General features: G+C 70.8%; 23 protein-coding genes, 1 tRNA gene and 1 pseudogene. 13 read left to right on the top strand and 12 right to left on the bottom strand.

Features of this window, described 5'->3' with window-relative positions; all coding sequences use genetic code 11:
* Positions 1 to 219 precede the first annotated feature (219 nt).
* The 3 genes from ACFVT2_RS41265 to ACFVT2_RS41255 are packed head-to-tail and all read right to left on the bottom strand — an operon-like array spanning position 220 to position 2,471.
* Positions 220 to 1,206 (bottom strand): phosphotriesterase, encoded by a 987-nt coding sequence (locus tag ACFVT2_RS41265; protein ID WP_390027021.1) that lies wholly within the window; start codon positions 1,204 to 1,206, stop codon positions 220 to 222.
* A complete protein-coding gene (locus ACFVT2_RS41260) occupies positions 1,203 to 1,790 on the bottom strand; it encodes a DUF4865 family protein (protein WP_390027018.1) in 588 nt (195 codons plus the stop codon). The genes ACFVT2_RS41265 and ACFVT2_RS41260 overlap by 4 nt, the downstream gene beginning before the upstream one ends.
* A gap of 27 nt (positions 1,791 to 1,817) precedes the next feature.
* A complete protein-coding gene (locus tag ACFVT2_RS41255) occupies positions 1,818 to 2,471 on the bottom strand; it encodes a TetR/AcrR family transcriptional regulator (RefSeq protein ID WP_390027015.1) in 654 nt (217 codons plus the stop codon).
* A 268-nt stretch (positions 2,472 to 2,739) separates the two neighbouring features.
* Here ACFVT2_RS41255 and ACFVT2_RS41250 point away from each other — a divergent pair, with 268 nt between their 5' ends.
* Positions 2,740 to 3,057, top strand: coding sequence for an SHOCT domain-containing protein (locus tag ACFVT2_RS41250; protein ID WP_390027013.1), 318 nt, complete (start codon positions 2,740 to 2,742; stop codon positions 3,055 to 3,057).
* Between the two features lie 16 nt (positions 3,058 to 3,073).
* Here ACFVT2_RS41250 and ACFVT2_RS41245 read toward each other — a convergent pair whose 3' ends face one another.
* The gene (locus tag ACFVT2_RS41245; RefSeq protein ID WP_390027011.1) at positions 3,074 to 3,574 is read right to left on the bottom strand and encodes an ATP-binding protein; all 501 of its coding nucleotides are present in this window, start codon (positions 3,572 to 3,574) and stop codon (positions 3,074 to 3,076) included.
* 175 nt (positions 3,575 to 3,749) lie between these two features.
* A complete protein-coding gene (locus ACFVT2_RS41240) occupies positions 3,750 to 4,037 on the bottom strand; it encodes a hypothetical protein (RefSeq protein ID WP_390027010.1) in 288 nt (95 codons plus the stop codon).
* 325 nt (positions 4,038 to 4,362) lie between these two features.
* Between ACFVT2_RS41240 and ACFVT2_RS41235 the strand changes: the two genes are divergently transcribed.
* On the top strand, positions 4,363 to 5,460 hold the full coding sequence (locus tag ACFVT2_RS41235; RefSeq protein ID WP_390027027.1) for a PLP-dependent cysteine synthase family protein: 1,098 nt from the start codon (positions 4,363 to 4,365) through the stop codon (positions 5,458 to 5,460).
* 336 nt (positions 5,461 to 5,796) lie between these two features.
* On the opposite strand, the gene ACFVT2_RS41230 is transcribed toward ACFVT2_RS41235, so the two are convergent.
* Positions 5,797 to 6,405 carry a helix-turn-helix domain-containing protein gene (locus ACFVT2_RS41230; protein ID WP_390027008.1) on the bottom strand — a complete coding sequence of 203 codons (609 nt, stop codon included), beginning with the start codon at positions 6,403 to 6,405 and terminating at the stop codon, positions 5,797 to 5,799.
* 88 nt (positions 6,406 to 6,493) lie between these two features.
* On the opposite strand from ACFVT2_RS41230, the pseudogene ACFVT2_RS41225 reads away from it, so the two are divergent.
* The 3 genes and pseudogenes from ACFVT2_RS41225 (at position 6,494) to ACFVT2_RS41215 (ending at position 8,673) form a co-directional block, all read left to right on the top strand.
* Positions 6,494 to 6,864: pseudogene (locus ACFVT2_RS41225) on the top strand (hypothetical protein).
* 41 nt (positions 6,865 to 6,905) lie between these two features.
* On the top strand, positions 6,906 to 7,457 hold the full coding sequence (locus tag ACFVT2_RS41220) for a DUF664 domain-containing protein (protein WP_390027006.1): 552 nt from the start codon (positions 6,906 to 6,908) through the stop codon (positions 7,455 to 7,457).
* On the top strand, positions 7,426 to 8,673 hold the full coding sequence (locus tag ACFVT2_RS41215; protein WP_390027004.1) for a GNAT family N-acetyltransferase: 1,248 nt from the start codon (positions 7,426 to 7,428) through the stop codon (positions 8,671 to 8,673). Before ACFVT2_RS41220 ends, ACFVT2_RS41215 begins: the two co-directional genes overlap by 32 nt.
* A 234-nt stretch (positions 8,674 to 8,907) precedes the next feature.
* On the opposite strand, the gene ACFVT2_RS41210 is transcribed toward ACFVT2_RS41215, so the two are convergent.
* The 3 genes from ACFVT2_RS41210 to ACFVT2_RS41200 all read right to left on the bottom strand — a co-directional run bounded on the left by ACFVT2_RS41210 (position 8,908) and on the right by ACFVT2_RS41200 (position 11,314).
* Complete coding sequence (locus tag ACFVT2_RS41210; protein WP_390027001.1) at positions 8,908 to 9,546, bottom strand: hypothetical protein; 639 nt, start codon at positions 9,544 to 9,546, stop codon at positions 8,908 to 8,910.
* A 385-nt stretch (positions 9,547 to 9,931) separates the two neighbouring features.
* The gene (locus tag ACFVT2_RS41205; RefSeq protein ID WP_390026999.1) at positions 9,932 to 10,405 is read right to left on the bottom strand and encodes an SRPBCC family protein; all 474 of its coding nucleotides are present in this window, start codon (positions 10,403 to 10,405) and stop codon (positions 9,932 to 9,934) included.
* Between the two features lie 60 nt (positions 10,406 to 10,465).
* The gene (locus ACFVT2_RS41200; protein ID WP_390026997.1) at positions 10,466 to 11,314 is read right to left on the bottom strand and encodes a DeoR/GlpR family DNA-binding transcription regulator; all 849 of its coding nucleotides are present in this window, start codon (positions 11,312 to 11,314) and stop codon (positions 10,466 to 10,468) included.
* Between the two features lie 311 nt (positions 11,315 to 11,625).
* Between ACFVT2_RS41200 and ACFVT2_RS41195 the strand changes: the two genes are divergently transcribed.
* A complete protein-coding gene (locus tag ACFVT2_RS41195; protein WP_390026994.1) occupies positions 11,626 to 14,034 on the top strand; it encodes a hypothetical protein in 2,409 nt (802 codons plus the stop codon).
* Here ACFVT2_RS41195 and ACFVT2_RS41190 read toward each other — a convergent pair.
* Positions 14,004 to 16,406, bottom strand: coding sequence for a right-handed parallel beta-helix repeat-containing protein (locus ACFVT2_RS41190; RefSeq protein WP_390026992.1), 2,403 nt, complete (start codon positions 16,404 to 16,406; stop codon positions 14,004 to 14,006). The genes ACFVT2_RS41195 and ACFVT2_RS41190 overlap by 31 nt on opposite strands.
* A gap of 68 nt (positions 16,407 to 16,474) precedes the next feature.
* Here ACFVT2_RS41190 and ACFVT2_RS41185 point away from each other — a divergent pair, with 68 nt between their 5' ends.
* The 3 genes from ACFVT2_RS41185 to ACFVT2_RS41175 all read left to right on the top strand — a co-directional run bounded on the left by ACFVT2_RS41185 (position 16,475) and on the right by ACFVT2_RS41175 (position 18,575).
* On the top strand, positions 16,475 to 17,260 hold the full coding sequence (locus ACFVT2_RS41185; protein WP_390026989.1) for a recombinase family protein: 786 nt from the start codon (positions 16,475 to 16,477) through the stop codon (positions 17,258 to 17,260).
* Complete coding sequence (locus ACFVT2_RS41180; RefSeq protein WP_390027024.1) at positions 17,149 to 17,973, top strand: zinc ribbon domain-containing protein; 825 nt, start codon at positions 17,149 to 17,151, stop codon at positions 17,971 to 17,973. The genes ACFVT2_RS41185 and ACFVT2_RS41180 overlap by 112 nt, the downstream gene beginning before the upstream one ends.
* Before the next feature lie 530 nt (positions 17,974 to 18,503).
* A tRNA-Asp gene (locus ACFVT2_RS41175) sits at positions 18,504 to 18,575 on the top strand.
* A 744-nt stretch (positions 18,576 to 19,319) separates the two neighbouring features.
* Here the strand turns inward: ACFVT2_RS41175 and ACFVT2_RS41170 are convergent.
* Both ACFVT2_RS41170 and ACFVT2_RS41165 read right to left on the bottom strand, forming a co-directional pair.
* A complete protein-coding gene (locus ACFVT2_RS41170) occupies positions 19,320 to 19,544 on the bottom strand; it encodes a M14 family zinc carboxypeptidase (protein WP_390026987.1) in 225 nt (74 codons plus the stop codon).
* A 261-nt stretch (positions 19,545 to 19,805) separates the two neighbouring features.
* Positions 19,806 to 20,339, bottom strand: a complete 534-nt coding sequence (locus tag ACFVT2_RS41165; RefSeq protein ID WP_390026985.1) for a hypothetical protein — start codon at positions 20,337 to 20,339, stop codon at positions 19,806 to 19,808.
* Positions 20,340 to 20,367: 28 nt separating this feature from the next.
* Between ACFVT2_RS41165 and ACFVT2_RS41160 the strand changes: the two genes are divergently transcribed.
* From ACFVT2_RS41160 to ACFVT2_RS41145, 4 genes are read left to right on the top strand one after another with little or no spacing between them, the layout of a single operon-like run.
* Complete coding sequence (locus tag ACFVT2_RS41160; RefSeq protein WP_390026983.1) at positions 20,368 to 20,805, top strand: hypothetical protein; 438 nt, start codon at positions 20,368 to 20,370, stop codon at positions 20,803 to 20,805.
* A gap of 25 nt (positions 20,806 to 20,830) precedes the next feature.
* A complete protein-coding gene (locus tag ACFVT2_RS41155) occupies positions 20,831 to 22,414 on the top strand; it encodes a terminase (RefSeq protein ID WP_390026981.1) in 1,584 nt (527 codons plus the stop codon).
* Between the two features lie 17 nt (positions 22,415 to 22,431).
* Entirely contained in the window at positions 22,432 to 23,856 is a 1,425-nt protein-coding gene (locus ACFVT2_RS41150; RefSeq protein ID WP_390026979.1) for a phage portal protein, read from the top strand.
* Positions 23,849 to 24,919: a hypothetical protein gene (locus tag ACFVT2_RS41145; RefSeq protein ID WP_390026977.1), complete on the top strand. Its 1,071-nt coding sequence runs from the start codon at positions 23,849 to 23,851 to the stop codon at positions 24,917 to 24,919. The genes ACFVT2_RS41150 and ACFVT2_RS41145 overlap by 8 nt, the downstream gene beginning before the upstream one ends.
* The last annotated feature ends 6 nt before the right edge of the window (positions 24,920 to 24,925 follow it).

The raw sequence follows: 24,925 nt of genomic DNA, 5'->3' as shown, positions 1-24,925 counted from the left end.
GTGTGCAGGACGTAAAGCGCAGCAGTCCTGCACACCGACCCCTCCGACCCGACACCGCACCCAACAGCCCCGCGCAGCGGACAACAGCCCACGCCGCCAGGCGAAACGACGCCGCACCCGGCAACGTACGAAGCGCAGCGGACCCGCGCCGCCAGGCGCAAAACGCGAACCCCCACGGCGGGACAGCCGACAACGTACGAGGCCCAACCAACCGCCGAACTACGGCCACCCGGCCGAAAACGCTCGGGCCGGATTCGTCGTCAGCATCCGCTGCACCGTCTCCACGCCCACGGCGAGTTCCAGCCTCGGACGGAGCCTGCGCAGCAGATACGGCATGCCGGGGCCGCCGTTCACCGACCGGGCGGCGGCCGTCGTGGTGTCGCCGCCGAGCAGGATCCGGTCGGCGAATCCGGCGTCGCAGAGTGCCGCCACAGCGTCCGGCAGCCGCCAGTCCGTGGTGTGGTGGGCGCGTGACGGGCCGTCGAAGGCGAGGTAGGCGCCGGCCTCGGCGGCCATCCGGTGTGTCGCGAGGTCGGGTGAGCGGTTGAGGTGGCCGAGGATCACCCGGTCCGGCGGGACTGCCAACGCACCGCACAGCAGGTCGAGGACGTCCAACGCCCCGGTGCCCAGCTCCAGGTGGACGCCGATGGCCGCGCCGGTCGCCCGATGGGCCTCGGCGGCGGCCGTCATGGTGCGTCGGGCGTGCCGGTCCAGCCCGTGGAAGCCGCCGGCCACCTTGATCATGCCGGCCCGGGGGCGGGGCTCGGGGGAGTGCGCGGCGTCGCCGGTGCCGATGATGCCCTCGGTCAGTTCGGTGACGAAGAGCGCGGCCGGATCCGCCGGGAGCCCCATCAGGACGTCGGGGGCGTAGTGCACCTCCTGGTGCAGCCCGGTCGCGGCGACGATCGTCACCCCCGACTCCCGGGCCAGCCGCGGAAGTTCGGCCGCCCGCCGACCCATGCCGTACGGCGTCCACTGGATCACCGCCGAGCCGCCGGCCTCCCGGAAGGCGCGCAATTCGGCGGCGGCCGCCTCGGGGTCGGCCAGTTCCTGGCCCGGCAGCTGGGGGCTGCCCAGGAAGAGGTGGTCGTGCGCGTCGCAGACGCCGAGGCGGTCGGGGGCGAGGTCGCCCAGGACCGTGCGGACGACGGGGCCGGCGGGCGGCTCGGTGCGGTGGCCGGGTGCGGCCGCGGGGGTCGGGGTCACCACTGCCGCCCGGCGCCGAGCCGGCCGGTGCCCGGCGCGGACAGGTGCAGCACCCGGAAGCGCTCCCCGCCGGCGGACTCCGGGGCGGTGTCCGCCCAGAGGGTGAAGTGGACCAGCTCCCAGCGCCGGGGGTCGAGGCCCAGGGCGGTGGTGTGCACGCCGTCGGTGGTCGCGAGCTTCTCGTGCCCGGCGAGCGCGTCCTCGATGGCGGTCGGTACGTCGGAGCCCTCGGGGAGCGGCTGGGTCCGCTGGGTGAAGGAGCCGGGGACGCGGTCGGCCGCGGGCCCCGGACGGTGGTACAGGCCCGGCCAGTTGTGGACCGCCGGCCGTCCGAAGTCGCGGACCACGCCGCGGAACCCCTCGCCGGTCAGGAAGCGGTTCATCCCCTCCTGGTCGGCCCAGAGGTAGAACGGCGCGTACTGGTTGACAGGTGAGCCGTCGGTGCCGCGCTCCCGGATCCCGTACGCCTTGAGGCCGAGGCCGGCGAAGTCGTCCAGTAGGTGGCCCTTGGTTCGCACCCGGTGTCGGATGATCTCCATGTCGTAGTCGGCGGGCAGCGTGAAGCGGTATTGCATGGCGTACATGGGTGGGGCTCCGTAGGGGAGGGGAGGTCAGGGTGTGCGGGGCTCGGGGGCCGGGGGCGGTGTGGTCTGTGTGGCCAGGAGCGCCAGCAGGCCGTGCACGGCGGCGTCGAACGGCGCGGCGTCCTCGGCCGCCCGGGCCAGGACGTAGCCGCCCTGGACGACCGCGGCGACGCTGGCCGCAGTGGCCGCCGGATCGAGGGCGGCGGCCAGCTCACCGCGCTGCTGCCCCTCGGTGAGGACCTCGGCGATCCGGCGCTGGAGCCAGCCGAACATCGCGTCCAACGGGGCGCGGAGTGCGGGGTCCTGCACCACGTCGCGGTCCTGCGTCATCCGCCCGATCGGGCAGCCGCGCAGTACCTGTCGCTCGCGCAGCAGATAGGCCGCTACCCGGTCGTACGCCGTACCGGGGGCGGTGAAGATGTCCTCGGCCGCCGTCCGCATGTCCTCGGCGGTGCGCTGGATCGCCGCCAGCGCGAGATCGGACTTGCCCGCGAAGTGGTGGTACATGCTGCCCTGGCCCACCCCCGCGCGTTGCAGGATCGCCTTGGGGCTGGTGCCGACGTAGCCGCGTTCCCACAGGAGTTCCTGGGTGCTGGTGACGAGCCGTTCCTGCGTGCTGGCCGGGGGAGCGCCGGCTGCCGCTGCGCTGTCCTGCGTACTGTTCACACCCCGACTGTACATACCAGTAGTTACAGAGATCAAGAGTGGTGGCTGGAGTGGCGTCCGGGGTGGCGTCCGAGGTGGTGCTCAGGGCGATGCCCGGGGCGGTGTCCGAGCCCGGGTGCTCCTCGGCCCGCCTCGCGTACCCCCGCGGTCGTACGTGGAGTGCCGCCGGGCGTACGACGACGCGCGGGCCCGCGGCGGCGACTCTCGAAGGCAGACACCCGGCGTCTCCGCCCGGCCCGCGGCCGGAGACCGTCCGGCTCATCCCGTCAAGGAGCTGACTTCCATGAACGCACTGGCAGAACACTGGTCCGGCGGCGGTCCGGGTCCCTGGATCCTGTTCGTCCCGCTCGTCTGGGCGGCCGTGGTCTTCGGCGTGGTGACCCTGCTGCGCCGCATCGGGTGGCGGCGCGGCGGCCCCGGCCGGGCCTTCCGCGGCCCGTGGCCCGGTCCCGGGCCCGCGGCCGGCGGTGACACCCCGACCCCGATCGCCGTCCTCGGCCGCCGGTTCGCGGCCGGCGAGATCGACGAGGAGGAGTACTGGCGCCGGTTGTCCGTCCTGGAGGAGCACTTCGGCGCCGGGCGTAAGGGGAGCGCGGCCTGACGCGCCGGGCCTGTGGTCAGCCGACCCGCGCGCTCCGGGTCCGGGGCCGGGGGTCGGCGCCCGCCTCCTCCATCGGCGCGGGGTCCCAGTGGGTGCGCAGCGCCCGGGCCTCTTCCGGGGCGGCGGTCAGCGCGGGGAGGGTGAACCAGACGACCTTGCCCGGGTCGTGGGGGCGCACTCCCCAGCTCTCGCTGAGCGCCGCGATCAGGGCCAGTCCGCGGCCGCAGGTCTCCCAGCTCCCGGCGGTCCGCAGGTGCGGCATCCGAGGGTCGAGATCGTGCACCGAGACCGTCAACTGATCGAGCAGGACGCACAGTTCGACGGTGCACTGCTTGCTCGGCCGGGCGTGCCGGTGGACGTTGGCGAGGAGTTCGGTCACCCCGAGGGCGGCCGGATCGATCAAGGCGTCGAGATGCCAGTACCGCAGCTGCGCGGAGACGATCCTGCGCACGTGCCCGATCCGGGCCGGGGCGGCCTGGAGTTCCACCGTGCAGTGTCTGCTGGGCTGCCTGATCACGACCGCGACTCCCTGATGAGGCCGGGCACCCCTCGTACCGGGGAGGGGTGAAGATCGGAACCGGCGATGCCCGCTGCGCCGCAGCGTCATCGCTGGTGAACCCTCAGTGATACGTGTCCAGAGTCCTTCAGGCGGTGCGCCGCCGCAACCGCACCGCCCCGGCCGCAGCCGGCGTTCACGCGCGTGGCCGACGCGCCGCCTCCACGGCGTTGAGGAAGCGGTCCCGGGCGCCCAGGGTCAGCGAATAGCGGTTCCCGTTGAGGACGGCGAGCGCCCGGTCGCGGGCCGCGAACAGCGGCTTGTGGGCCTCCACCGCGCCGAGTGGGGCGCTGTCGATCTCCGTGCCGTAGCTGGTCAGCAGCGCCAGCCGGCCGCCGCTGATGCGGATCTGCCCCGCTCTGGTCAGGGACCGCAACGCACGCTCGATCCGCACGCCGGTCGCCTTGTATTCCGGCTCCGCCATCCTCACCACTCCCCGGTGCCATGGGCGGGTCTCGTCCACCGCCCCCCGATAGGAAGTTTGCCGCCACAACGCCCGGTTCACCAGTGCCGCACGGGGCGCAGAGGCGCACAACCCCCTTCCCCCAGGGCCTTCTTGGGGCCTCTCAAAGGGTTGTTTATGCAGGTGAGGAGCGTGCGCCGGGTGGTTATAGTCGAAACCGGCCCGGCCTTCCGGGCGGGCCCGTACACCCCTGAGGAGCGCGCCGGTGAGCACCGCACAACAGCCGCAGAGCCGGCCCGAACATCCTGGACACCAGGACGCAGCCCGCACGTCGACCCCGTCGGTCCTGCCGACCGTCGACGTGGACCGCTCGGATCCGGACTACCGGGACTGGCTCAATGAAGCCGTCCGCAAGGTCCAGGCGGACGCCAACCGCACCGCCGACACCCACCTGCTGCGCTTCCCGCTGCCCGAGGAGTGGGGCATCGACCTCTACCTCAAGGACGAGTCGACGCACCCCACCGGCAGCCTCAAGCACCGGCTGGCCCGCTCGCTCTTCCTCTACGGGCTGTGCAACGGCTGGATCCGGCCGGGGAAGCCGGTGATCGAGTCCTCCAGCGGCTCCACGGCCGTCTCCGAGGCGTACTTCGCCTCGCTGATCGGCGTCCCGTTCATCGCGGTGATGCCGGCCACCACCAGCCGGGAGAAGACCCGACTGATCGAGTTCCACGGCGGCACCTGCCACCTGGTCCAGGACCCGCGGACCGTCTACGAGGTGTCCGCCCGGCTGGCCGCCGAGTCCGGCGGGCACTACATGGACCAGTTCACCTACGCCGAGCGGGCCACGGACTGGCGCGGCAACAACAACATCGCCGAGTCGATCTACCAGCAGCTGCGGCTGGAGCGCTACCCCGAGCCCGCCTGGATCGTCGCCACCGCCGGCACCGGCGGCACCTCCGCGACCATCGCCCGCTACGTGCACTACATGCAGTACGACACCCGGATCTGCGTCCCCGACCCGGAGAACTCCTGCTTCTTCGACGGCTGGCTCACCGGCGACGCCGCGACCGACTGCGCCACCGCCTCCCGCATCGAGGGCATCGGCCGGCCGCGGATGGAACCGAGCTTCGTCCCCGGTGCGATCGACCGGATGATGAAGGTCCCGGACGCGGCCAGCGTCGCCGCGGTACGCGCGCTGGAGCAGGCGATCGGTCGCAAGGCGGGCGGCTCGACCGGCACCGGGCTGTGGAGCGCCCTGAAGATCGTCGCGGAGATGGTCGCCGAGGGCCGGACCGGATCCGTGGTGACGCTGCTGTGCGACCCCGGCGACCGCTACCTCGACAAGTACTACTCGGACGACTGGCTGGCCGCCCAGGGGCTCGACATCACCCCCTACGCCCGGACCATCGAGCACTTCCTCGCCGGCGGCTCCTGGGACGCTTAGAGACTTTCGCGTGGACCCGCCGGACAGGTCCTGACAGAAGGCACCCGGGATGTGGAGTCCGGCCGGATGGAAGGTCACGGTCAGTGCGCGCAGGCGCCGCCGGGAGCTGATCTGACGTGGCGTCAGGATCTCCTCCCGGCCGCAGGGCCTCCTCCCGGCCGCAGGATCTCCTCCCGGCCGCAGGGCGGCCTCGACGGTGGCGATCAGGACGCGGCGCAGGGTGCGGTGCGACGGCCTACCGCATTCCGCAGCCGGCCGAGCGCTCCGGCGCCCCGCCCTGCGGCTTCGGCGCGGCAGGGCTCGCTGCTGACGCGACCGCAGCGGCTCTCGCCGAGTTCATCGCCGGGGCTCGGCCTGAGGCGACCGATTCGGATCACTGCGTACGTGCGCACGCAGCCCTTGCGGGCCGAACAGGATGAGAAGCTCGACCGCGCCGCCGTCGGAGCTGCCCAACCAGTGCGGCAAGGACGTGTCGAACTCGGCTGCCTCACCGGGCGGCAACGTCAGGTCGCGCTCGCCGATCACGAGCCGCAGGCGACCGTTGAGGACGTAGAGCCATTCGAAGCCTTCGTGGGTCTGCGGGGTCGGTTCGAGCGGTTCCGGCCGGGCGGGGATGATCATCTTGAAGGCGTGCACCCCGCCCGGTCGCCGGGACAGGGGCACGAAGGTCATTCCGTACCGGCCGATCGGCTTGAGGTGGATCCGGGGGTCGCCGGTGCGCGGCGCACCGACGAGGTCGTCCAGCGGAACGTCGTAGATACGGGCCAGCGGCAGCAGCAGTTCCAGGCTCGGCCGGCGCCGCCCGCTCTCCAGCCGGGACAGGGTGCTCTCCGACACGCCGGTCGTCGCCGCGAGGTCGGCGAGGGTGATGCCGCGGTCACGACGCAGCGCACGAAGCCGTGGCCCCACCGCGTCGAGCACCTCATCGTCCGTCTTGCGATCCATGAGGCCCACCTTGCCATTACCGCAAGATTCCGTGCCAGGTCGTGGTGCGCCTGACAAGACTGAACGCCTGCCGACACAAGGAGTCTTGATGAGCACCACCGATGCGGTCGCGTTCTGGGACGGCGTCTACGCGGCCCGACCGGCAGCCGGCGGCCCCCGGCCGAACGCTCGCCTCGCCGAGATGGTGACGGGCCTGCCGCCCGGTGACGCGCTGGACCTCGGATGCGGCGACGGCGGCGACGCGTGGTCGTCGACCACGGCTCGGCCGCGCCGTGGTCGTGGAACCAGGACCCCAACACCCGGTACCCGAGCCCGCAGGAGGCCGCCGCCGGAATCGATCCGGCCCCGGAGACGTGGACGGTCGAGCGGGCCGACGCACCCCGCCGGATCGCGACCGGACCGGGCGGGCGCACCGCCGAGGTCACCGACCATGTCCTCCTCATCCGCCGCACCGCCTGACGCGGTGGCCGGCGCCGCCCCGACGAAGGAAGGCGACCACTGTGCCCAGCACCACGCGCCGCAACCGCCGCGGCGACACCCCGCCGCCCCGGACCGGAAGCAGCGAGACCGAGGTCCTGCGCGGATTCCTCGACTACCTCCGGACCTCGATCGCCGCGAAGGTCGACGGTGTCCCCGAACCGCAGGCGCGAACAGCCGTAGTGCCGTCGGGCACGAACCTGCTCGGCCTGCTCAACCACCTGACTTTCGTCGAACGCTGGACTCCGCGAACTGATCGACGGCACGACCGGCCGCTGATCCACCTTGGCTCTGCTCACGCGAAAGTGGACAGCAGTTGTTCACCGGTTCGGAAGGCGGAGGGAGCCGAGGGGCGCATCGAACTGTTTACGAGTTCCGCCGGCACCGGTGCCAACGAACTCCGACTCGGGCCGAGGGTGCCCAGCTCCGGCGACATCCAGGGAGGGAGGGGTGGGTGGATGGATGGAGGCGGTGGCCCCTGTCAGAGCCTGGTCGGCCAGCTTCCCAGCCTGCCCCGGCGTGATGTAGGCATACCCGATGACCATGCCTCAGATTCAGCTTCGCAGCATCGCTGAGCAGGAGTTCGTGCCCTGGGCTCGCATGATTGCCGACACCTACGGCATGGACCGCTCCGAGGAGGAACTGGCCGACCAGCGAGCTGCGACGGATCTCGGTCGGACCCTGGCCGCCTTCGATGAAGGTGTGCCGGTCGCCGGAGCCTCCGTCTACAAACGGGTGCTGACCGTGCCCGGGGGCACCCTGCCCGTGGCGGGGATCGCCTCCGTGGGCGTGGCCCCGACGCATCGCCGCCGCGGAATTCTCACCGCGATGATGCGCGCCCAGTTGACCGACCTGCACGAGCAGCGGCGCGAGCCGATCGCGGCGCTCCGACCGTCCGAGGCCGGGATCTACAGGCGGTTCGGCTACGGCCCCGCAACGCTGGGGAACCAGTTGCGCTGCGACCGGCGCGCCATGCGCTTCCGCACTGACGTGGACTTCGGACAGGGCACCGTCCGACTGCACCACGCCGACCAGGCCCGCCCCCTCCTTGAGAAGATCTACGATCAGGCCCGCACCAGGGCGGTCGGCTGGCCTGATCGACAGGCGGTCCACTGGGCGGTGCGCCTCGCCGACCACCCGCACCGGCGCGGCGCGTCGACCGCGCTGCGCTTCGCCGTGCACCAAGAGAGCGATGGCCGCGCCACCGGCTACGCGCTCTACCGGCACAGCTCCGTGCCGGACGGGCTCGGCGGCAGTGCCGGGGTGGTGCAGGTGGTGGAGCTGGCGGCACTCTGTCGCCAGGCGTATGCAGCGTTGTGGCGCTTCCTCGCCGGGATCGACCTGGTGACCTGGATCGACTACGAGGGTGCCGTGGACGAGCCGCTGCCGCACCTGCTGGCTGATCCGCGAGCGGTCCGTACCTCACCGGTCGACCGCCTGTGGGTGCGGCCGGTCGACGTCGACAGGGCCCTGACGGGCCGGAGTTACGCCCTCCCGTTGGACCTTGTCCTGGATGTGCGGGACGGCTTCTGTCCGTGGAACACCGGTCGCTACCGGCTGCAAGCGGAGGACGGGTCCGCGGTCTGCGAGCCCACGACCGCCCCGGCCGACCTGCGCCTGACCGCGGCGGAGCTCGGCGCCGCCTTCCTCGGAGGCACCACGCTGTCCGCCCTGTCGTCCGCGGGACTCGTCGAGGAACTGCGATCCGGCGCGCTTTCCCTCGCCTCGGCGGCCTTCCGTGGCGAACACGAGCCTTGGTATCCCGGCGGCTGGGCCTTCCCGCTCTTCTGAACAGCCGCTCGCAGCCTGCCCCGGCACGGCAAAGCGCGGTGTCACCCCGTGCCCGTGCCCGTGCGCGTCTCCGGTTTTCGCCCTCTCGCCCTCTCGCCCTCTCGTCTTCTCGTTTCTGCCTCCTTGCGCGAACCTGTTGCTCACCGTCCACGACGGCACCCTGCATCGCGTCCACCGCCTGACCAACGAGCCGCCGCCCGGCCCACGCGGTCTTCAACGGCACTTCCTGGGGCCCTAGTGGTAGGGGGGAGTGGGGATCTCGAACGTGTGCGGCGAGATTTCCTGCAACCAGGCGGCGAGGCGCTGGCCGTACGCCTGGCGTGCCGCGTCCGTAATGGCGTCGGGGTCTTCCGGTAGGCCGAGGCCGAAGGTCCGCTCCAGCCAGGCGAGATACTCGGCGTGCCCCTTGGCGAGCTCCTCCCGGTCCTCCTCGTCTTCCTCATCCACCTCGTGGTCCCCGTCCTCCCCGTCCTCCCCGTCCTCTTCGTCCTCGTCGCCGTTCAGGAACTGCTCGTTGTCGAGGGCGAGTACCTGGAAGAACTCCCGCAACCCGCCTGCGACGATGTCGAGATCGCCCTCGTCACCGAAGAAGACAACAGGCAGGGTGGCGAGGTCCGTACGGTCGTCGCACCGCCACAGCACGTAGAAGGACCCGGACCCGGTGGCCTGGGCAAAAGGGATGAGCCGGTCCAGGCGATCCTGTGCGCGCGGGCTGCGCGGGGCCTTCGAGTCCAGCCAATCCGCGATGAGTTCGGGGTGCTGGCCTCCGTACTGCCAGAGCTCGAAACCCTCCGAGAAATACGCGGCCTCCATAGCGCGCTCGAAGTCCTTGAGGAGATTCAGCTCCGGTATCGGCGAGAACGCAGTGGCCACAACGGCTCCTCGATATAGGTGAGTTGGAGCCCGTACGCTAGCGTCCCCCACTGACAGTCCGGCCGGGCGCGACGGCCGGGTGCGACGGCAGGGACTTCGCGGGCCTTCGCGGGCGTTCGGCTCGTGGGTGAGGGGCAGGGCCCCCTCCTGGCCTTCGTTCGAAGCCCCGGGCAGGGATGGTGACGCTCTCGCTTCCGCGGGAAGTGGCGGCGCGCTCGGCGTATCCGCTGTCGGTCCGCAAGGTGCTCCATGCGGCACCGCCTGACCCAAGTGGGCGTGTATGTACCGGCGCGGCGGGACCGCTCATCGGGGAGCAGCCCCGCCGCGCGGGAGAGACGGTGATCCATCGGGCGGGCCCCGGGGCGGGCCCGGGCCGGACCGGGTGTCAGCTTCCGCCGAGCCGCCGGTCCAGGGCCCGTATCGAATCCCGGAACGCGCGCCCCAGGCCCGGCCGCGCCAGTGGCATCAGCCAGCGGAACGCCGCCGGGCCGTCCGCCGCGAACGTCCACCGCAGTCGGGTCCCGGTGCCGGCCGGCGTCAGCTGCCAGTCCTCCAACAGGGCCCGCAGGACAGGGGCGTTGGTGGTGTCGACCCGGTAGGCGTAGCGCGCGCCGGGCTCGGTCGCCAGCACCGTCTCGTCGAAGCGGGTGCCGCCGGCGAGCCGGACGTCGCGACCGCGGCCGTCGCGCGTCGGAGCCGCCCGGGCCACCCCCGTGAACCAGTCGGCCCAGCCCGGCACGTCGCCGGCCAGCGCGGCGTACACGGCCTGCGGCGGTGCGGTGGCCTCGGCGGTGAACACCAGTCGTAGCGGTGCCGATTCGACGAAGTCGAGGTCGACGGGGCGGAGCCGTCGGGGCATGGGACGAGCACCTCCAAGGGGGCGGGGCGGACTGCGCGGGACACCCTAACTGACGTGGTGTCAGCTGTCTGCGTCGGGCACCGGCTCGCCCGCCACCACCAGCTCCGTCGACCGGTCCGCGAACTCCGCACGCGCCTCAGCGGACAGCCCGGCATCCGTCACCAGCACGTCCACGTCGTCCAGGGCGGCGAACGAACTCAGGCCGACCGTACCCCACTTGGTGTGGTCGGCGACCACCACCACCCGGCGCGCGGACCGCACGAAGTGCCGGTTGGTCTCCGCCTCCGCGAGATTCGGCGTGGACAGCCCCGCCTCCACCGATATGCCGTGCACCCCGAGGAAGAGCAGGTCGAAGTGGAGCGACCGGATCGCGGCGTCCGCCACCGGACCGACCAGGGTGTCCGACGGCGTGCGCATCCCACCCGTCAGCACCACCGTCGCCGCCTCGGCCGACGGCCGCCCGTCGCCGCCGCTGGCCGCCGCCCGCTGGGCGTTGTAGAACACGTCGGCCACCCGCACCGAATTCGTCACCACCGTCAGCTCCGGCACCTCCAGCAGCCGCTGCGCCAGCGCGTACGCCGTGGTGCCCCCGGCCAGCGCGATCGCGCTGCCCGGCACGGCCAGCTCGGCCGCCGCCTTGGCGATCTCCGCCTTGGCGCTCAGCTCCAGCCCCGATTTCACCTCGAAACCCGGCTCGTGCGTACTGGCGTCGCTCACCGGGAGGGCGCCGCCGTGCACCTTCTCGATCATGCCCTGGCGGGCCAGCGCGTCCAGATCGCGACGGACCGTCATATCCGAGACGTTCAACCTGCGGGTGAGTTCGTTGACCCGCACTCCGCCGCGCCGTCTGACCTCATCGAGGATCAGGGCCCGCCGCTGCTCCGCGAGGAGATTCTGGTTGTCGCCCACCGCGGCCCGTCCCTTCCGCCCCGGCTCACCGCCCCGGGTCCTTGCGCCGGCTCTCCGCCGCCTGTGATCTCTGGTGCCCTCATCCTCGCACGAGGCTCTGACAGCAGCCCCGCTCCGGGGGACGGCGACCAGGAGCCGCAACCGGCACCCCGGGAACCGCAAACCGGGTGCGCACGCTCTCAGAGGGAAGGGACAATCCGAGGAGGGCGGCACACCGCACGACCGACCACACCCGCCCGCCACGGCACCACACCGCACCACACGGCACACACGGCACCACACCGCACCGCACTGACATCGGGGGAGAGCCAGTGGAGATCGCGGCCACCACAGCACCACCCGCCCGCTCGACGGACCCGGGCCCGGCGACGGACCCGCCGCCCACCACCACACCGCAACCGCAACTCGCCCTGGAACTGCTCGTCCACGGGGTCGGCGGCACCACACCACAAGAGATGCTCGGTGACCCGCGCGTCCAGCGGATCACCGGCGACGACACCGCGGCCTGCTACCGCCGCACCGAGGACACGGACGCCGAGCAGCGCCCCGAGGACTACCGCACCCAGCCGGTCCGGGAGGCGTACTGCTGGTCCAACCTCACCTCCGGCAACGGCGCCCGCGCGCTCTGGCTGATCCTGCTGCCCTTCATGGTCGCCAACCTCGCCCACTGGATGCGCCCGGCCGCCCCGCCCGAACACCGCGCCCAGCGCATCTACGACCTGCTGGTGCGGCTGCTCGCCCTCACCCTCACCGTCCTGCTGGCCGCCGCGGCCTGCGAGGTCGCCCTCGACCTCAGCGCCTGGCAGTGCGCCGGCACCCCGGTCTGCGCCACCGGCAAATCCTGGCTGGGCTTCCTCAACCCCGCGGACGGGGGCTGGTGGAGCGCCCCGGGACGGCGCCTGGTCCTCGCCGCCGCGCTGCCCCTGACGGTCATCGGCTTCCTCTGGTGGCTCTCGCACCGCACCTGGAGCGCCTACGAGTCCGCCTCCCCGCCGCCGCGCCGCCCGGGCGCCTCCCGCGGCACCCCCGCCCACGAACGCACCGCGCTGGGCCTCGACGGCTTCTGGTACGGCCGCCGGCTGGTCGCCCGGCTGCGCGCCGCCCACGCCACGGCCGGGGTGCTGACCGTCACCGCCGCCCTGCTCGTCGCCTCGCTCCGGGCCGACCGGCGGGCCGGCGCCACCACGCTGACCGCCGTCGGCCAGACCCTCACCGTCCTGGTCGTGCTGCTCGCCGCGGTCGCCCTGACCATCGTCTGGCGCACCGCCCGCAGCGAGGCGGCCCGCGACGAGGAGTCCGACCGTCCGGCGGTGCGGGCGTTGCCGTACGCCGCGCTGGCCGTGCTCGCCCTCACCGCCGGCTACGCCGCCTGGGCGCGGCCGGCGGCGGTCAGCCACGGCCCGCTGCCCGGGGTCGCGGCGTTCGGCGGGATCGCCGTCTGCCAGGGCGCGCTGGTGCTGGCCCTGGCGGTGACCGCCTGGTTCCTCCAGCGCGCCGCCCGCGACGAGGCCCGCACCGCACTGCGCGGCATGGGCGGCCCGGCCGTCGCGCTGCTGTCCTGCGCGGTCGCCGGGGTGCTCTCCGGGGGAGTGGCCCAGCGGTTCGCGGACTGGATCGACGGGCCCGCCACCCCCGGCCAGGACCACGCCCCGATCGCGGGGCCGCCGGTGCTGCTCTCCTGGCAGGCGTCGGTCCTGCCCGCCCTGCTGGCCGTGGTGGCCGCCGTCGCCGTCCTGGCCGGGATCCGGGTACTGGTCGTCCGCAAGCAGGTCGGCAAGGACGTCCCCGGGCTCTACGACCCGCGCGAGCGCCCGGACGTGCTGCGCACCGAACGCATCGCGGGCACCATCGCCCGCGCCGGGCTCACCGACGCGGCACCCGTCCTGGTGGCCGCCATCGCCGCCGTCACCCTCGTCCTGGGTGCCGGCGCGGTGGCCGGCGCCTGGCTCACCGACCGGGCCCCCGGCCGCGCCACCGAGGGCGCCCCGCCGTTCGTGCACGCCGCCGCCGAGACCGCCGAGTCCCTCGGCTCCTGGCTGATGGGCGCCGGGGTGATCCTGCTGCTCACCATGGGCCGGCGCGCCTACCGCGACCACTCCGCCCGCCGCACCATCGGCATCCTCTGGGACGTCGGCACCTTCTGGCCGCGCGCCGCGCACCCGTTCGCGCCGCCCTGCTACGCCGAGCGCGCCGTCCCCGACCTGACCTGGCGGATGGCCACCTGGACCGAGCGGTGCGACGGCCGGCTGGTGATCTCCGGCCACTCCCAGGGCAGCGTGCTGGCCGCGGCCGCCGTCTGGCAACTGGACCTGGTCACCCGCAGCCGCGTCGCCCTGCTCACCTACGGCAGCCCGCTGGAACGCCTCTACGGCCGCTGGTTCCCCGCCTACTTCGGCCCGCCCGCGCTCACCGGCCTGCACCGCGAGATGGACGACTGGCGCAACCTGTGGCGCTTCACCGACCCCATCGGCGGCCCGATCCGGCTCACCTGCGAGGACGGCCGGGCGGTCGACGAGGGACCGCTCCGCGACCCGCTCGCCTTCGGGCGCACCCTCCAGAACCCGCTGCCCGCACAGATCCTGGGCCACGGCGACTACCAGGCCGACCCGGTCTTCGACCGGGTGCGCGCCGAACTGCTCGCCCGGCTGGGCCCGGGGATACCGGGCCAGCGCACCAACGAGCCGGACTGTCAGGGGAGTTCGGGCAGGTCCTCGGCGTAGAGGAGGGTCAGGTCGTCGGTACTCGGGTCGGTGACGCGGGCGACCCGGCCCGCGTGCCGCTCGACCATCGCCTCGAACGTCTGCCGCGCGGTACGGCCGTTGCCGAACGACGGCCCCTTGGGCAGCGTCGTGAAGTACTTGAGCAGCGCCTCGTCGGCCCCCTCGGCGAGGCGGTACTCGTGCTCCTCGCCCTGCTGCTCGACGATCCGGAGCAGCTCCTCCGGTGCGTAGTCACCGAACCTGATGGTCCGTGAGAAACGGGAGGAGATGCCGGGGTTGACGGCCAGGAACCGTTCCATCTCCGCGGTGTAGCCGGCCACGATCACCACCACCGCGTCCCGGTGGTCCTCCATCAGCTTCACCAGGGTGTCGATGGCCTCCTTGCCGAAGTCCCGCCCGGAGTCCTCGGGGGACAGGGCGTACGCCTCGTCGACGAACAGCACCCCACCGCGCGCCCGGTCGAACGCCTCCTGGGTGCGGATCGCCGTCGAGCCGATGTGCTCGCCCACCAGGTCCACCCGCGACACCTCGACCAGGTGCCCGCGCTCCAGTACACCCAGGGAGTGCAGGATCTCGCCGTACAGCCGGGCCACCGTGGTCTTGCCGGTGCCGGGGGAGCCGGTGAACACCAGATGGCGGCGGACCGACGCGGCCTTGAGACCGGCCTCCTGCCGGCGGCGCCCCACCTCGATCATGTTGATCAGGCTGCGCACCTCCCGCTTGACGCTGTCCAGTCCCACCAGGGTGTCCAGCTCGCCCAGCACCTCCTCGGAGGGGCGGCCGGGCGCCGACGCCTCCGGGGTCGCGGCGGCGGCCGGCGCCGAGCGCGGCGCCGGGACGTTGCCCAGCAGTCCGGCCGTCTGGGTCGCCTGCTGCACCGTCGGGGCGGTCACCGTCGGCGCCTGCGTGGTCCGGCTCTCGTCGCTGGTGCAGTCCTCGACCGTGGGGCTGACGCCGGTGCCGTGCGCGTCGGCGAACTCGTAACCACCGCGTGCGCAGCGCTCCGTGCGGCACCGGGTCAGCGTCGTCCGGCAGCCGTCGATCACGTGGAAGCCGAAGCCGGAACTGCCGGTGACCCGGCAGCTGTGGAAGGTGCCGCGGCCCTCCGCCGAAACGTAGAAGCCGGCCTCGGCCGGCGAACTGACCGTGCAGCCCTCGATGGTGGGGTCCGCGCCCTTGGTGACGATCACCCCGGTCTGGGCCCCGTCGATGGTGCAGTTGGCGAGCGTGCCGCCGCTGCCGTGGTCGCGGAACCACGCACCGGTCGAGGTCTCGCGGATCCGGCAGTCGTCCAGCTGGACGGTGGCGCCGTCGCTCACCGACACCGCGGTGTTGCGGACCTGCGCGATGTCGCAGTCCACGACGTCGGCCCGGGAACCCCGGTCCAGCACGAACAGCGCGTCCGGGACGTCGTGCACCCGCGTCGAGTCCAGCACCGCGGTGGCGCCGTCGCTGACCCACACCGCCGGGTAGTCGCCCGTACTGTCGTGGATCTCGCACTGGTTGGCGTCCACCCGGGTGCCCGGGTCCCACACCGACAGGCCGTTCCGCCCGAAGTGCCGCACCGTGCTGCGGGTCAGGGTCAGCACCGACCGGGACCGCAGGTCCACCGCGTTCTCCGGGATGTCGTGGATGTCGCAGTCGGCGAGGGTGAGCACCGCATCGGTGTCCAGGGTGACGCCGTCCGCCGTGGTGCGGTGCACCGTGCAGTCGGTGAGGTGGCCGGTGGCCCGGGCCGCCACCTGGATGCCCGTACCCTTGATCTCGTACAGCTCGCAGCCCACCGCCTCGACCGCGCTGCCCTCGCCGGTCAGTGACAGGCCGGCGCCCGAGGCGTGGTGGATCCGGCAGTTCTCCAGCCGCGGATGGGCGCCGCCGCGTACCGCCACGCCGGCCTGGCCGGCCGCCATCACCTCGCACTCCTCGAAGACCCCGCCGGCGCCGTCCAGGATGCTGATGCCGACCCCGCCGGCGTTGTCGACCGTGCAGCGCCGCACCGTCGGACGGGCCCCGCCGCGCACCTCGATCCCCGCCGCGGACCGGGTCACCACCCGGATGTCGGCCAACTCGGGGGCGCCGTCCTCCACCAGCAGCGCCGGCGACGCCGAGTCGGTCGCCTCCAGGTGCAGGTCGTGGACGGTGGCCGAGGCACGTATCGTCAGCGCCACCCCGTCGACCGGCGCGATCCGCACCGAGCCACGGGCCCCCTCCGGACCGCGCAGCGTCACCGACCGCTGCAAGACCAGGTTCTCCCGGTACGTCCCCGCCGGCACGGTCAGGACGTCACCGTCCCCGGCGGCCTCCAGGGCGGCGGCGAGCGAACTGTACTCACCGGTGCGGCGCCGCCAACGCGACGTTCCGGAGTGCGTCACCTGGACGGTCCCCACACCCTTGGACCTCCCGGATTGCGGACTGTTTCCGCTGATCAGAGGATTAAAAGGTGACTGACGCTCGCCCACTGGTGGACCTCCTCCTTAGGAAAAGCAAGATCGTTCGGGAGGGAGAACAGGCCCTCAGCTTGCGTGCACAAGAGGATAGGGGGCGGCGATGGGCGGACGAGAACGGCTACCAGGTGCGCAGGGTTTGGAAGGAGAACCTTTCAGCCTGGTCTGACGTGCAACGCCCGCAGTACGACGCCGCCATGGCCGCCATCCTCGGCGGCGAGACCAACGCATTGTGGTGTGCCTTCCTGGACCGGTTCAGCCGTAAGGGCGCAGAGGCAGTTGTCCCCATCCTTGGAACCGCCCGCGTCATCTTCGACTACGAGCGCCTGGACAGCTCGAACGAGCGTGACCGGCGCTGGATCATTCAGCGGGCGGAAGACGCGTACGAGTACAGCCAGCGACTCAGCCACAACGTACGCACCACCAAGGATCGCCAGCGACGAGAGGGCCGTTGGCTGTCCGCTGCACCCTTCGGCTTGGAGATCAACGACCCAAAGGATCGGAAGATACGCCCGGCGGAGCGTTGGGGCGTCATCGAGGACGTGTTCTACCAGGTGGCCGGAGGCAAGGCCGCCCGCGCGCTTGCCCGCGAGTACAACAGCGCAGGCATGCGCACGGCCACAGGAAGGACTTCACCGCTGGCACGGTCCGAGACATCGTGGACAACCCCGTGTACGAGGGTTGGCAAGTCGGAAGCGGTGGCAAGGGCCAGAAGCGCCGGCAGGCATACCGAGACGACAAAGGCCACAAGATCAGCGTTGCTGAAGATATGGCCCGCATGATCCCCGCTGACGTGGCGGAGAGGGCGCGCAGAGTTCTGCACGGTCACCAGTTGCCGGAAGGCTTCCGCCCCGGCCGAACTCTGCACCTCCTTACGGACCTTGTGCGCTGCGCTGGTTGTGGCTCCGCCATGTCGGCATCAGGGCAGTCCACGGCGTGCTCCCGGAACATGCACGGCGGAGTGTGCCCGGCCCCGGCCAGCGTGAAGCGCATGACACTGGAGCAGTACGTGACGAAGGAATGGCAGTGGCGTATCGGGGAGTTGGAGATGGGTGACCCGCTGATGGTGGCTGTGGCGCAGCGCTGGCAGGCCCTCAATGCGCCGGAGGAGACGGAGGAGGCGCGAGAGGCCGTGGCAGCCGTGAAAGCTGCCGAGGCGGCCGTTCAGCGGCTCGTCGAGGACCGGCAAGCGGGCCTGTACGACGGCGCGGCAGGCAAGCACTACCCGCGTCTGCTGAAGCAGGCTGAGGCGGACCTAATGGCTGCTCAGGAGAGGCAGGCGAAGTTCGCCGGGCCGAGGATCGATCTGACGATGTTCGACGACGTGGTGATGTTCCAGCAGATGTGGGAGGCGTCGGACCTGTCCGCCAAGCGTGATCTGCTGCGGCTTGCCATCGACCGCGTAACGGTCACCAAGGCTCCGGGGCAAGGGCACAAGTTCGTGGGCAAGGAGAGGGTCACTATCGAGTGGGCAGAGCCCGAGCAGGCCGCATAGGCGACGGAGAAGGCACAGAAGGCCGAGGATTTCACCGAAGCGACGTAGCGCCGAATGATGCCCAAGGGCCTACCCCACCAAGGGGGTGGGCCCTTTTGCGTTGCCCCGTTCTGTCCTGCCGGGGTCGCTTGATGGTTTGTTCGAGACAGAGACGACGCGTGACTGAGACCTGAATCACTCCACAAGGGGGCCGCGCCCGCTGAGGGCGCGGCTCCCTCGCTTTGCGTAACCATGCAGCAGACGAAGAGTCGCTGATTGGAGGGGGTAAGGGTCAAAAAGCTGCCCTTTACTCCTTCTTTCTTATGAGTCACATGAAAAAGAAGGAGTAAAGGGCAGCTTTTTGACCCCCAGCGCGAGAGAGGCCGGCCGTTTGGCGAACAAGGCTGTCACGGCCCCCAGTTAATGCATATGAAGGCGGGCTCAGTGCCCCGGACTCCAGCGTTCGACGTGGAGGCGTGAGCACTCCGTCCGCCCGGTTCCTCCCGCGCGCCCCGGTGTCTTTCGGGATGCCGCGCGGGAGTTGAGCCCCAGGCCCCGTAGCTCAATGGGAGAGCGCCCGATCGTCGATCGGGCGGCCGCCGGTTCGATTCCGGCCGGGGTCGCGCAAGGTCTCTCCCGTTCGTTCAGCGGCTGGTCCACCAGGCAGTCCCAGTCCCGGCGACTGCTGCGACGAGGGTGACAAGCCACGCAGGGATGCGCTGGATGGTTAAGTGCAGCCCGCCGCAGTGGAGTTCAAACTGTGGTCGGGTGCTGTGTCGTACTGCCCGGCTACTGGGCATTTTTGTCCTCCAGTTGGGGTGACTTCGCCCAACTCTTGTGCACGGGAGGCTATGGCAACCATCTGTCGCACCCTGGCGAACCCTGGCGAATATTGATTGCCTAAGGCGACAAGTTGGCCGCTCTGTACCCGTGCAGGCGTGCTGCAAGCGAACCATGCTCGGACGAGCGAGCGGCATCAACGTGAGGCCGACCGGTGGAGCAAAAGGGAGACTCTTTGGCTTGGCACTCCAGCAACCGACGCTCCCGCCTCCCCGCGGACTGGTCGGTCCGTCACCTGTCCGTCCTGAAGCGGGACGGCTTCCAGTGCGTGGCGGTCCTGCGGGACACGGGGGCGCGGTGCACGGCGCCGGCCACGGACGTGGACCACGTCATCCCGGGCGACGACCACGACCCGGCGAACCTTCAAGCACTGTGTCGGTGGCATCACGCGCGGAAGTCCAGCGCGGAGGGCGCGGCGGCTCGGCGGAGGCGGGTGTCCAGGCGGAGGCCAGAGGGGCGGCATCCGCGGGAGTTGGGCTAGGGCAGGGGCATGCGGGTTCGCTTAACAGGTCATCTGCCGCTGGGCGTCAGGTGGTGCGGCTTTTCTGCCACAATCTGTTCGTCGTCCAGGCATACTGAAAGCCATCTGGATTTACGAGCGGGAGGTCCGTGCCACCGCACTGATTAAGCGGAGTAGCAACTGGCAAGGCGGTAAGAAGTCCCCCAGCAGTTCCGCTGCCGTGCCGTGTCCTGCCTCCGCTTTGCGAAGCGGTGCCGTGGTTGGCGCACGAGTTATCGAATGAGGGGGACATGATGACGCCGATTCCGCCGGCTGACGCTGGAGCGGCGGTGGCCAGCCCGGCTCCAAGTGCGGCCGTGGTGAGCCCGAGTGCGGTGGCGAGTGTCCTGCGTGTACTCATGCTCGGGTAACGAGGGTTCGCAGCCGAATGAGCCGGTTTCGCAGCGTCCGATGTATCCAATTCGCCCTGGGGGATGGCCCAATCATATTTCCCACCCTGACCGAAGCGTGATAGCGGCTCTGTTTCTGTACGGGTTCCAAGGTCGTTGCCTGGCTACAGCTGGCCTCGTGCGTATCCCTCAAATTCCTCAGCGTCGCGGGTGACCTTGGTATGCAGAGCATTGATTCTCTGCATTCTTGCGAGATCTTTTCCGCTGTCATGGGCGTTCTCTGCGGCCTTGCTTTCGAGGGCCGCGTAGATCTGAGCCAAGGAAAGTGTGATTGATTTGGCGTAGCTGGCCAACCTATCTGGTCCCGCGAGGCTGGTTGTGATGGTTTGGCGCTGTAAAGATGCAAGATGCGGGCTTAGCTCACGTGCTTTTTCTTCGGCTTCCGTCATTTCTTCTCGGGAGCGTGATACTCCCTGGGAAGACAAGAAGCGTTCGAGGGTGTGTAAGTGATTCTTGAAGGCGGCAACTTCGTGAAGGAAGGATGCGTAGGCGTCACGGCGAGCTTGCTTCTTTTGTATCTTTTCTGACGTCTGGGCGGTTAGATAGGCGCCGAACGCTGTGGCCAGTGCGCCAGCTACTGCGCCGAGTGCGACGGCTAAGCCTTGGTTCAATGTGCTCTCCGAAGTCCTCTTTATCAACTCTGAGCATTCTAGGGGGTGTTGGATCATGCCGGGCCCTGTCCCGAAGCGCAGTGACCAGCGCCGACGGCGCAACGAGCCGGATGGCCCGGCCCTGGTGAAGGCGGAGGCCGGCAAGGCTCCGACCGTTCCCCGGGCCTCTGGCGACTGGCACCCGATCGCGAAGCGGTGGTTCCAGTCGCTGAAGGACTCTGGCCAGGCCCAGTTCTACGAGCAGTCGGATTGGCTCACCGCGGTGTACGTGGCGGAGGCCATGTCGCGGAACCTGAGCCAGGCCAAGTTCTCCGGCCAGTTGTTCCAGAGCGTTATGTCCGCGATGACGGACCTACTCACCACGGAGGGCGCCCGGCGTCGGGCCCGCGTGGAACTGGAGCGGGACTACCTCGCGGAGGACTCGGCGGAGGCGGCCCGCGTGACTCTCATGGACGCGTATCGGAAGGCGGCGGGCGGTGGCGGCACAGCTTGATCCAGTTCGCACGTGGCCGGACACCGTGCCGGACCCGACGCGGACCCTGGGTTGGGACGTGCTCCTGTGGACCGCCCGCTACCTCCTCCAGCCGGACGGCCCCGACGCGGGCCAGCCCTGGCGGTTCACCCCGGAACAGGTCCGGATCGTGCTCCGCTGGTTCGAGATCAACGACGCTGGGGAGTTCGTCCGGCGGCAGGGCACCATCCGGCGTCTGAAGGGCTGGGGGAAGGACCCGTTCCTGGCGGCCCTGTGCGCGGTGGAGTTCGTCGGCCCGTGCCGCTTCGGCGGATGGCGGGAGGACGGGACGCCGCTAGCGGTTCCGCACCCGGCGCCGTGGGTCCAGGTCTGTGCGGTGTCGAAGGACCAGACGCGCAACACCATGCGGCTCTTCCCCGGCATGTTCTCCCCGGAGTGCATCGCTGAATTCGGCATCGACCTGGGTAAGGAGATCATCTACTCCCGCGCGGGCGGTGTGATCGAGGCGGTGACCAGCTCACCGCGTGCCCTGGAAGGTGGCCGGTCCACCTTCGTGGTGATGAATGAGACCCATCACTGGATCTCGTCCAACGGCGGCCACGAAATGGCAATGACCATCGCGGGCAACGTGGGCAAGAGCCGTGGTGGCGGCGCCCGAACCATGGAGATCACGAACGCCCCGTTGCCGGGGGAGGACTCCGTGGCGGAGCAGACTTGGCACGCCTGGTCGAAGTTCGCGGAGGGCAACAGCCGGGATTCGGGGCTGTACTACGACTCCGCGGAGTCCCCGCCCGTGGACCTCTCTGACCCGGACCAGCTCCGGGCCGGAATCATCGCGGCCCGGGGCGACGCGGACTGGCTGGACGTGGAGTGGATCGTCTCCACCATCTACTCCGGCCACATGCCACGCTCGCGCTCGCAGCGGATGTTCCTGAACCAACTCATCACGGCGGAAGACCAGTTGGTCAGTCCGGAGGACTGGGACAACTGCGCGGTGGACGACCGGCTGGAGGACGGCGACGCGGTGACACTCGGGTTCGACGGTGGGCGGACCGACGACGCCACGGCCCTGGTGGCCGTGCGCATCCGGGACCGCCTGATCGTCCCCATGGCCATCTGGGAGAAGCCCGACGGCCCGGCCGGCGACGGCTGGGAGGTTGACCGCCAGGCGGTGGACGGCGCGGTCCGCAACACCATGGAGCGCTACGACGTACAGGCGTTTTACGCGGACGTGGCGCTCTGGGAGAGCTACGTGGATGCGTGGTCGGAGGACTACCGGGAGCGCCTGGTGATCAAGGCCAGTCCGCAATCCGCGGTGGGCCGGGACATGCGTGGCGGTCTCCAGGAACTGACGCTGGCCAATGAGCGGCTGGTGGCGGCCGTGGAGGACGGGCAGGTCCGGCACCTGGGCGAGGACGCTCCGCTGGGGCGCACGCTACGTCGGCACGTCCTGAACGCCCGGCGACGTCCGAACCGTTACGGCCTGTCCTTCGGCAAGGCCAACCGGGAGTCCGCGCACAAGATCGACGCCTACGCGGCCACGCTGCTGGCCGACTTGGCGCGGCATCGACTGATCGAATCCGGCAAGACCCGGCCCGCTGAACGGTCCGGGGCCGTGTACTTCTTCTAGGCCCCGGAGGGGAGCACATGCACGACATCACCGTCTCCCTGACGGAGCGAGCGGAGCGCGGGTTCACGCGGCTGCATGCCGAGCGGGAGCGGCTGGACCGCATCGATCGGTACATGCGTGGGGAGCACGACGGCCCGTATACGCCCCGGACGGCTACGGAGGAGTACAAGCTGCTGGCGAGGCGGGCGATATCCAACTGGCTCCCGCTGCTGGTGAAGACACCGAGCCAGTCCATGGCCGTGGACGGGTACCGGCGAAGCACGGATGGAGCTGACGGTCCGCGGTTGTCGGAGGAGACTCCGGCGGAGTGGCGTGTGTGGCAGGACCAGCGGATGGACTCCCGTCAGACCCCGGTTCACCGTGCCGCGCTGACCTACGGGCAGTCGTTCGTCACGGTTCTGCCGGAGCCGGCGGCCCCGGACCGGCCGGTGATCCGGGGTGTGTCCCCGCGGATGCTGTATGCGTCGTACGACGATCCGGCCGCCGACGCGCTCCCGTTGTGGGCGCTTCAGGTGGAGACCGTCCCCGACGGGGAGGGCGTGGAGACGCGGGCGTGGCTGTACGACGCTACCCACGTTCATGACTTCTACGTCGGCGGCAAGGCGGGGCCTCGGCTGCTGGACTCCCGGCCGCACGGCTTCACCGTGTGCCCGGTGGTGCGGTTCGCGCCGGACCTCGACCTGGAGGGCCGGGTCACGGGCGTGGTGGAGCCGGTGATCCCGATTCAGGATCGGGTCAACCAGACGGTGTTCGACCTGTTGGTGGCCCAAACGTTCGGGTCGTTCAAGGTGCGAACGATCAGTGGCATGGCGCCGGAGTTCCGGCGGGACCCTGACACGGGAGAGATCCTCTACGACGCCGAGGGGCGGCCCCAGGTGGTCCCGATCCAGGCGGACGCGTCGCGGTTCCTGGTGGCTCCGGATGCAGACACGCGGTTCTCACAACTGGATGAGACGCCGCTCGGCGGGTTTTTGGACGCCATCGAACTGGCGACGAAGCACATGGCCGCCCTGTCTCAGCTCCCTCCGATGTACCTGGGTGTCGGGTCGTTGACGAACCTCTCGGCGGAGGCCATGGCCGCCACCGAGATGGCGCTCTCCCGGGCTGTTGACGAGTTCCAGCACTCCCTTGGGGAGTCCTGGGAACAGGTGCTGGCCCTGTGCGCCACCGTGACGGGCGTCGAACCGGACCCCCGGGCCGAAGTGCTCTGGAAGGATGCCGAATCGCGCTCCCTGTCCCAGACGGTGGACGCGCTGGGTAAGGCCGTTCAGATGCTCCAGGTTCCGCCGCGCGCGATGTGGTCGCGCATCCCCGGCGTCACGGCCCGGGACGTGGAGGAGTGGGCGCAGATCGAGGAGGCCGACGACCCTGGCCTGAGGATGGCTGACCGCATGGCCGCCGCCGTGGTGGCCGCCGAGCCGGCCGGGGCGTCCGTTGCGTAGGGCGACGGCCACCCTCGTTGAGGAGTACTGGCAGGCACAGGAGCGCATCGGGGCCCAGGTCGCGGCCCAGGCCGTGGCCCAGTGGTCGCGCGTGAACCCTCACTCTCTGGAGGAGAGCGGTGCTGCGTGGCTGGCCTGGATGCTCGCCCTGGTCCGCTTTGAGCGGCGACGCTCCCGCGACCAGGCAGCAGCGTTCTACCGCCTGTACCGGGCCCTGGAGACTGGGCACACGGTCCCGCCGCTGTCCGGGGAGTACGTGGGTGCGACCACGACCCTGGGGGAACTGCGGGAGGACTGGGCGGACCAGTCGGACACGATCCGCACGCCGGAGCCGGACGACGGCGAGGAGATCCGGGTGGACGGCTTCGACTGGCCGGAGGAACCGGAGGAGCACCACGACCGGGCGGCCGTGGCGTCCCTCGTATCCCAAGGGCCAGCCAAGGTTCGCCAGCACCTGAACCAGGCCGACACGGACGAGGCCCGGGGGCGACTGGACGATGGCGGGTTCCTCCAGGAGCTGGAGGACGCGGTGGACACCGCCGGCCGGTCTTCCGCCGGGGCGGCCGACCGCGAGACCCTGCGGGCTGGCCGGGACCTGATCGACCAGGCGTCGAAGCAGGACCGGCGGGTGGTCGGTTGGGCCCGGGTGACCGACGGCAACCCGTGCGCGTTCTGCGCCATGCTCGCCAGCCGGGGAGCCATCTACACCAGCCAGGCCACGGCGGCCGGTGGTGGACGGCGAAAGCCCAAGGGCGCCCCGGACGGTCGGGTCCGGGCTAACCGGCGGCCTCCGGTCGCCCGGGAAGACCTGACTCGGTACCACAACGGGTGTCACTGTCAGACGGTCCCCATCTACTCCCGCAACGACTTCATGCCCCCCGAGGCCCGCGACTACGACCGCCAATGGCAGGAAGTCACCCGCGGAATGACCGGCGCGGAGGCCCGGAGGGCATGGCGTCGCCACGTTGAGGCGTCTAGGCAGTGTCTGATGGCTCTTGCTCGGGGCGGTGGATCTAATGCCGTTGCGGGCAGGAGTCCGTCATGGTGCGTCGGCATGAACTGACGAACG

The organism is Streptomyces sp. NPDC058000 (genome assembly GCF_042886435.1).
In the GTDB taxonomy this organism is placed as follows: domain Bacteria; phylum Actinomycetota; class Actinomycetes; order Streptomycetales; family Streptomycetaceae; genus Streptomyces.
Note: the sequence above shows the minus strand (reverse complement) of the source record. Positions and strands in the feature narration are given on the sequence as shown.

Excerpts from the sequence above, each read along its gene's own strand:
- ACFVT2_RS41260 (WP_390027018.1), bottom strand. The coding sequence starts at position 1,790 with ATGTACGCCATGCAATACCGCTTCACGCTGCCCGCCGACTACGACATG.
- ACFVT2_RS41255 (WP_390027015.1), bottom strand. The coding sequence starts at position 2,471 with ATGTACAGTCGGGGTGTGAACAGTACGCAGGACAGCGCAGCGGCAGCC.
- ACFVT2_RS41250 (WP_390027013.1), top strand. The coding sequence starts at position 2,740 with ATGAACGCACTGGCAGAACACTGGTCCGGCGGCGGTCCGGGTCCCTGG.
- ACFVT2_RS41240 (WP_390027010.1), bottom strand. The coding sequence starts at position 4,037 with ATGGCGGAGCCGGAATACAAGGCGACCGGCGTGCGGATCGAGCGTGCG.
- ACFVT2_RS41230 (WP_390027008.1), bottom strand. The coding sequence starts at position 6,405 with ATGGATCGCAAGACGGACGATGAGGTGCTCGACGCGGTGGGGCCACGG.
- ACFVT2_RS41215 (WP_390027004.1), top strand. The coding sequence starts at position 7,426 with ATGCCTCAGATTCAGCTTCGCAGCATCGCTGAGCAGGAGTTCGTGCCC.
- ACFVT2_RS41205 (WP_390026999.1), bottom strand. The coding sequence starts at position 10,405 with ATGCCCCGACGGCTCCGCCCCGTCGACCTCGACTTCGTCGAATCGGCA.
- ACFVT2_RS41170 (WP_390026987.1), bottom strand. The coding sequence starts at position 19,544 with ATGTCCCCCTCATTCGATAACTCGTGCGCCAACCACGGCACCGCTTCG.
- ACFVT2_RS41160 (WP_390026983.1), top strand. The coding sequence starts at position 20,368 with ATGCCGGGCCCTGTCCCGAAGCGCAGTGACCAGCGCCGACGGCGCAAC.
- ACFVT2_RS41150 (WP_390026979.1), top strand. The coding sequence starts at position 22,432 with ATGCACGACATCACCGTCTCCCTGACGGAGCGAGCGGAGCGCGGGTTC.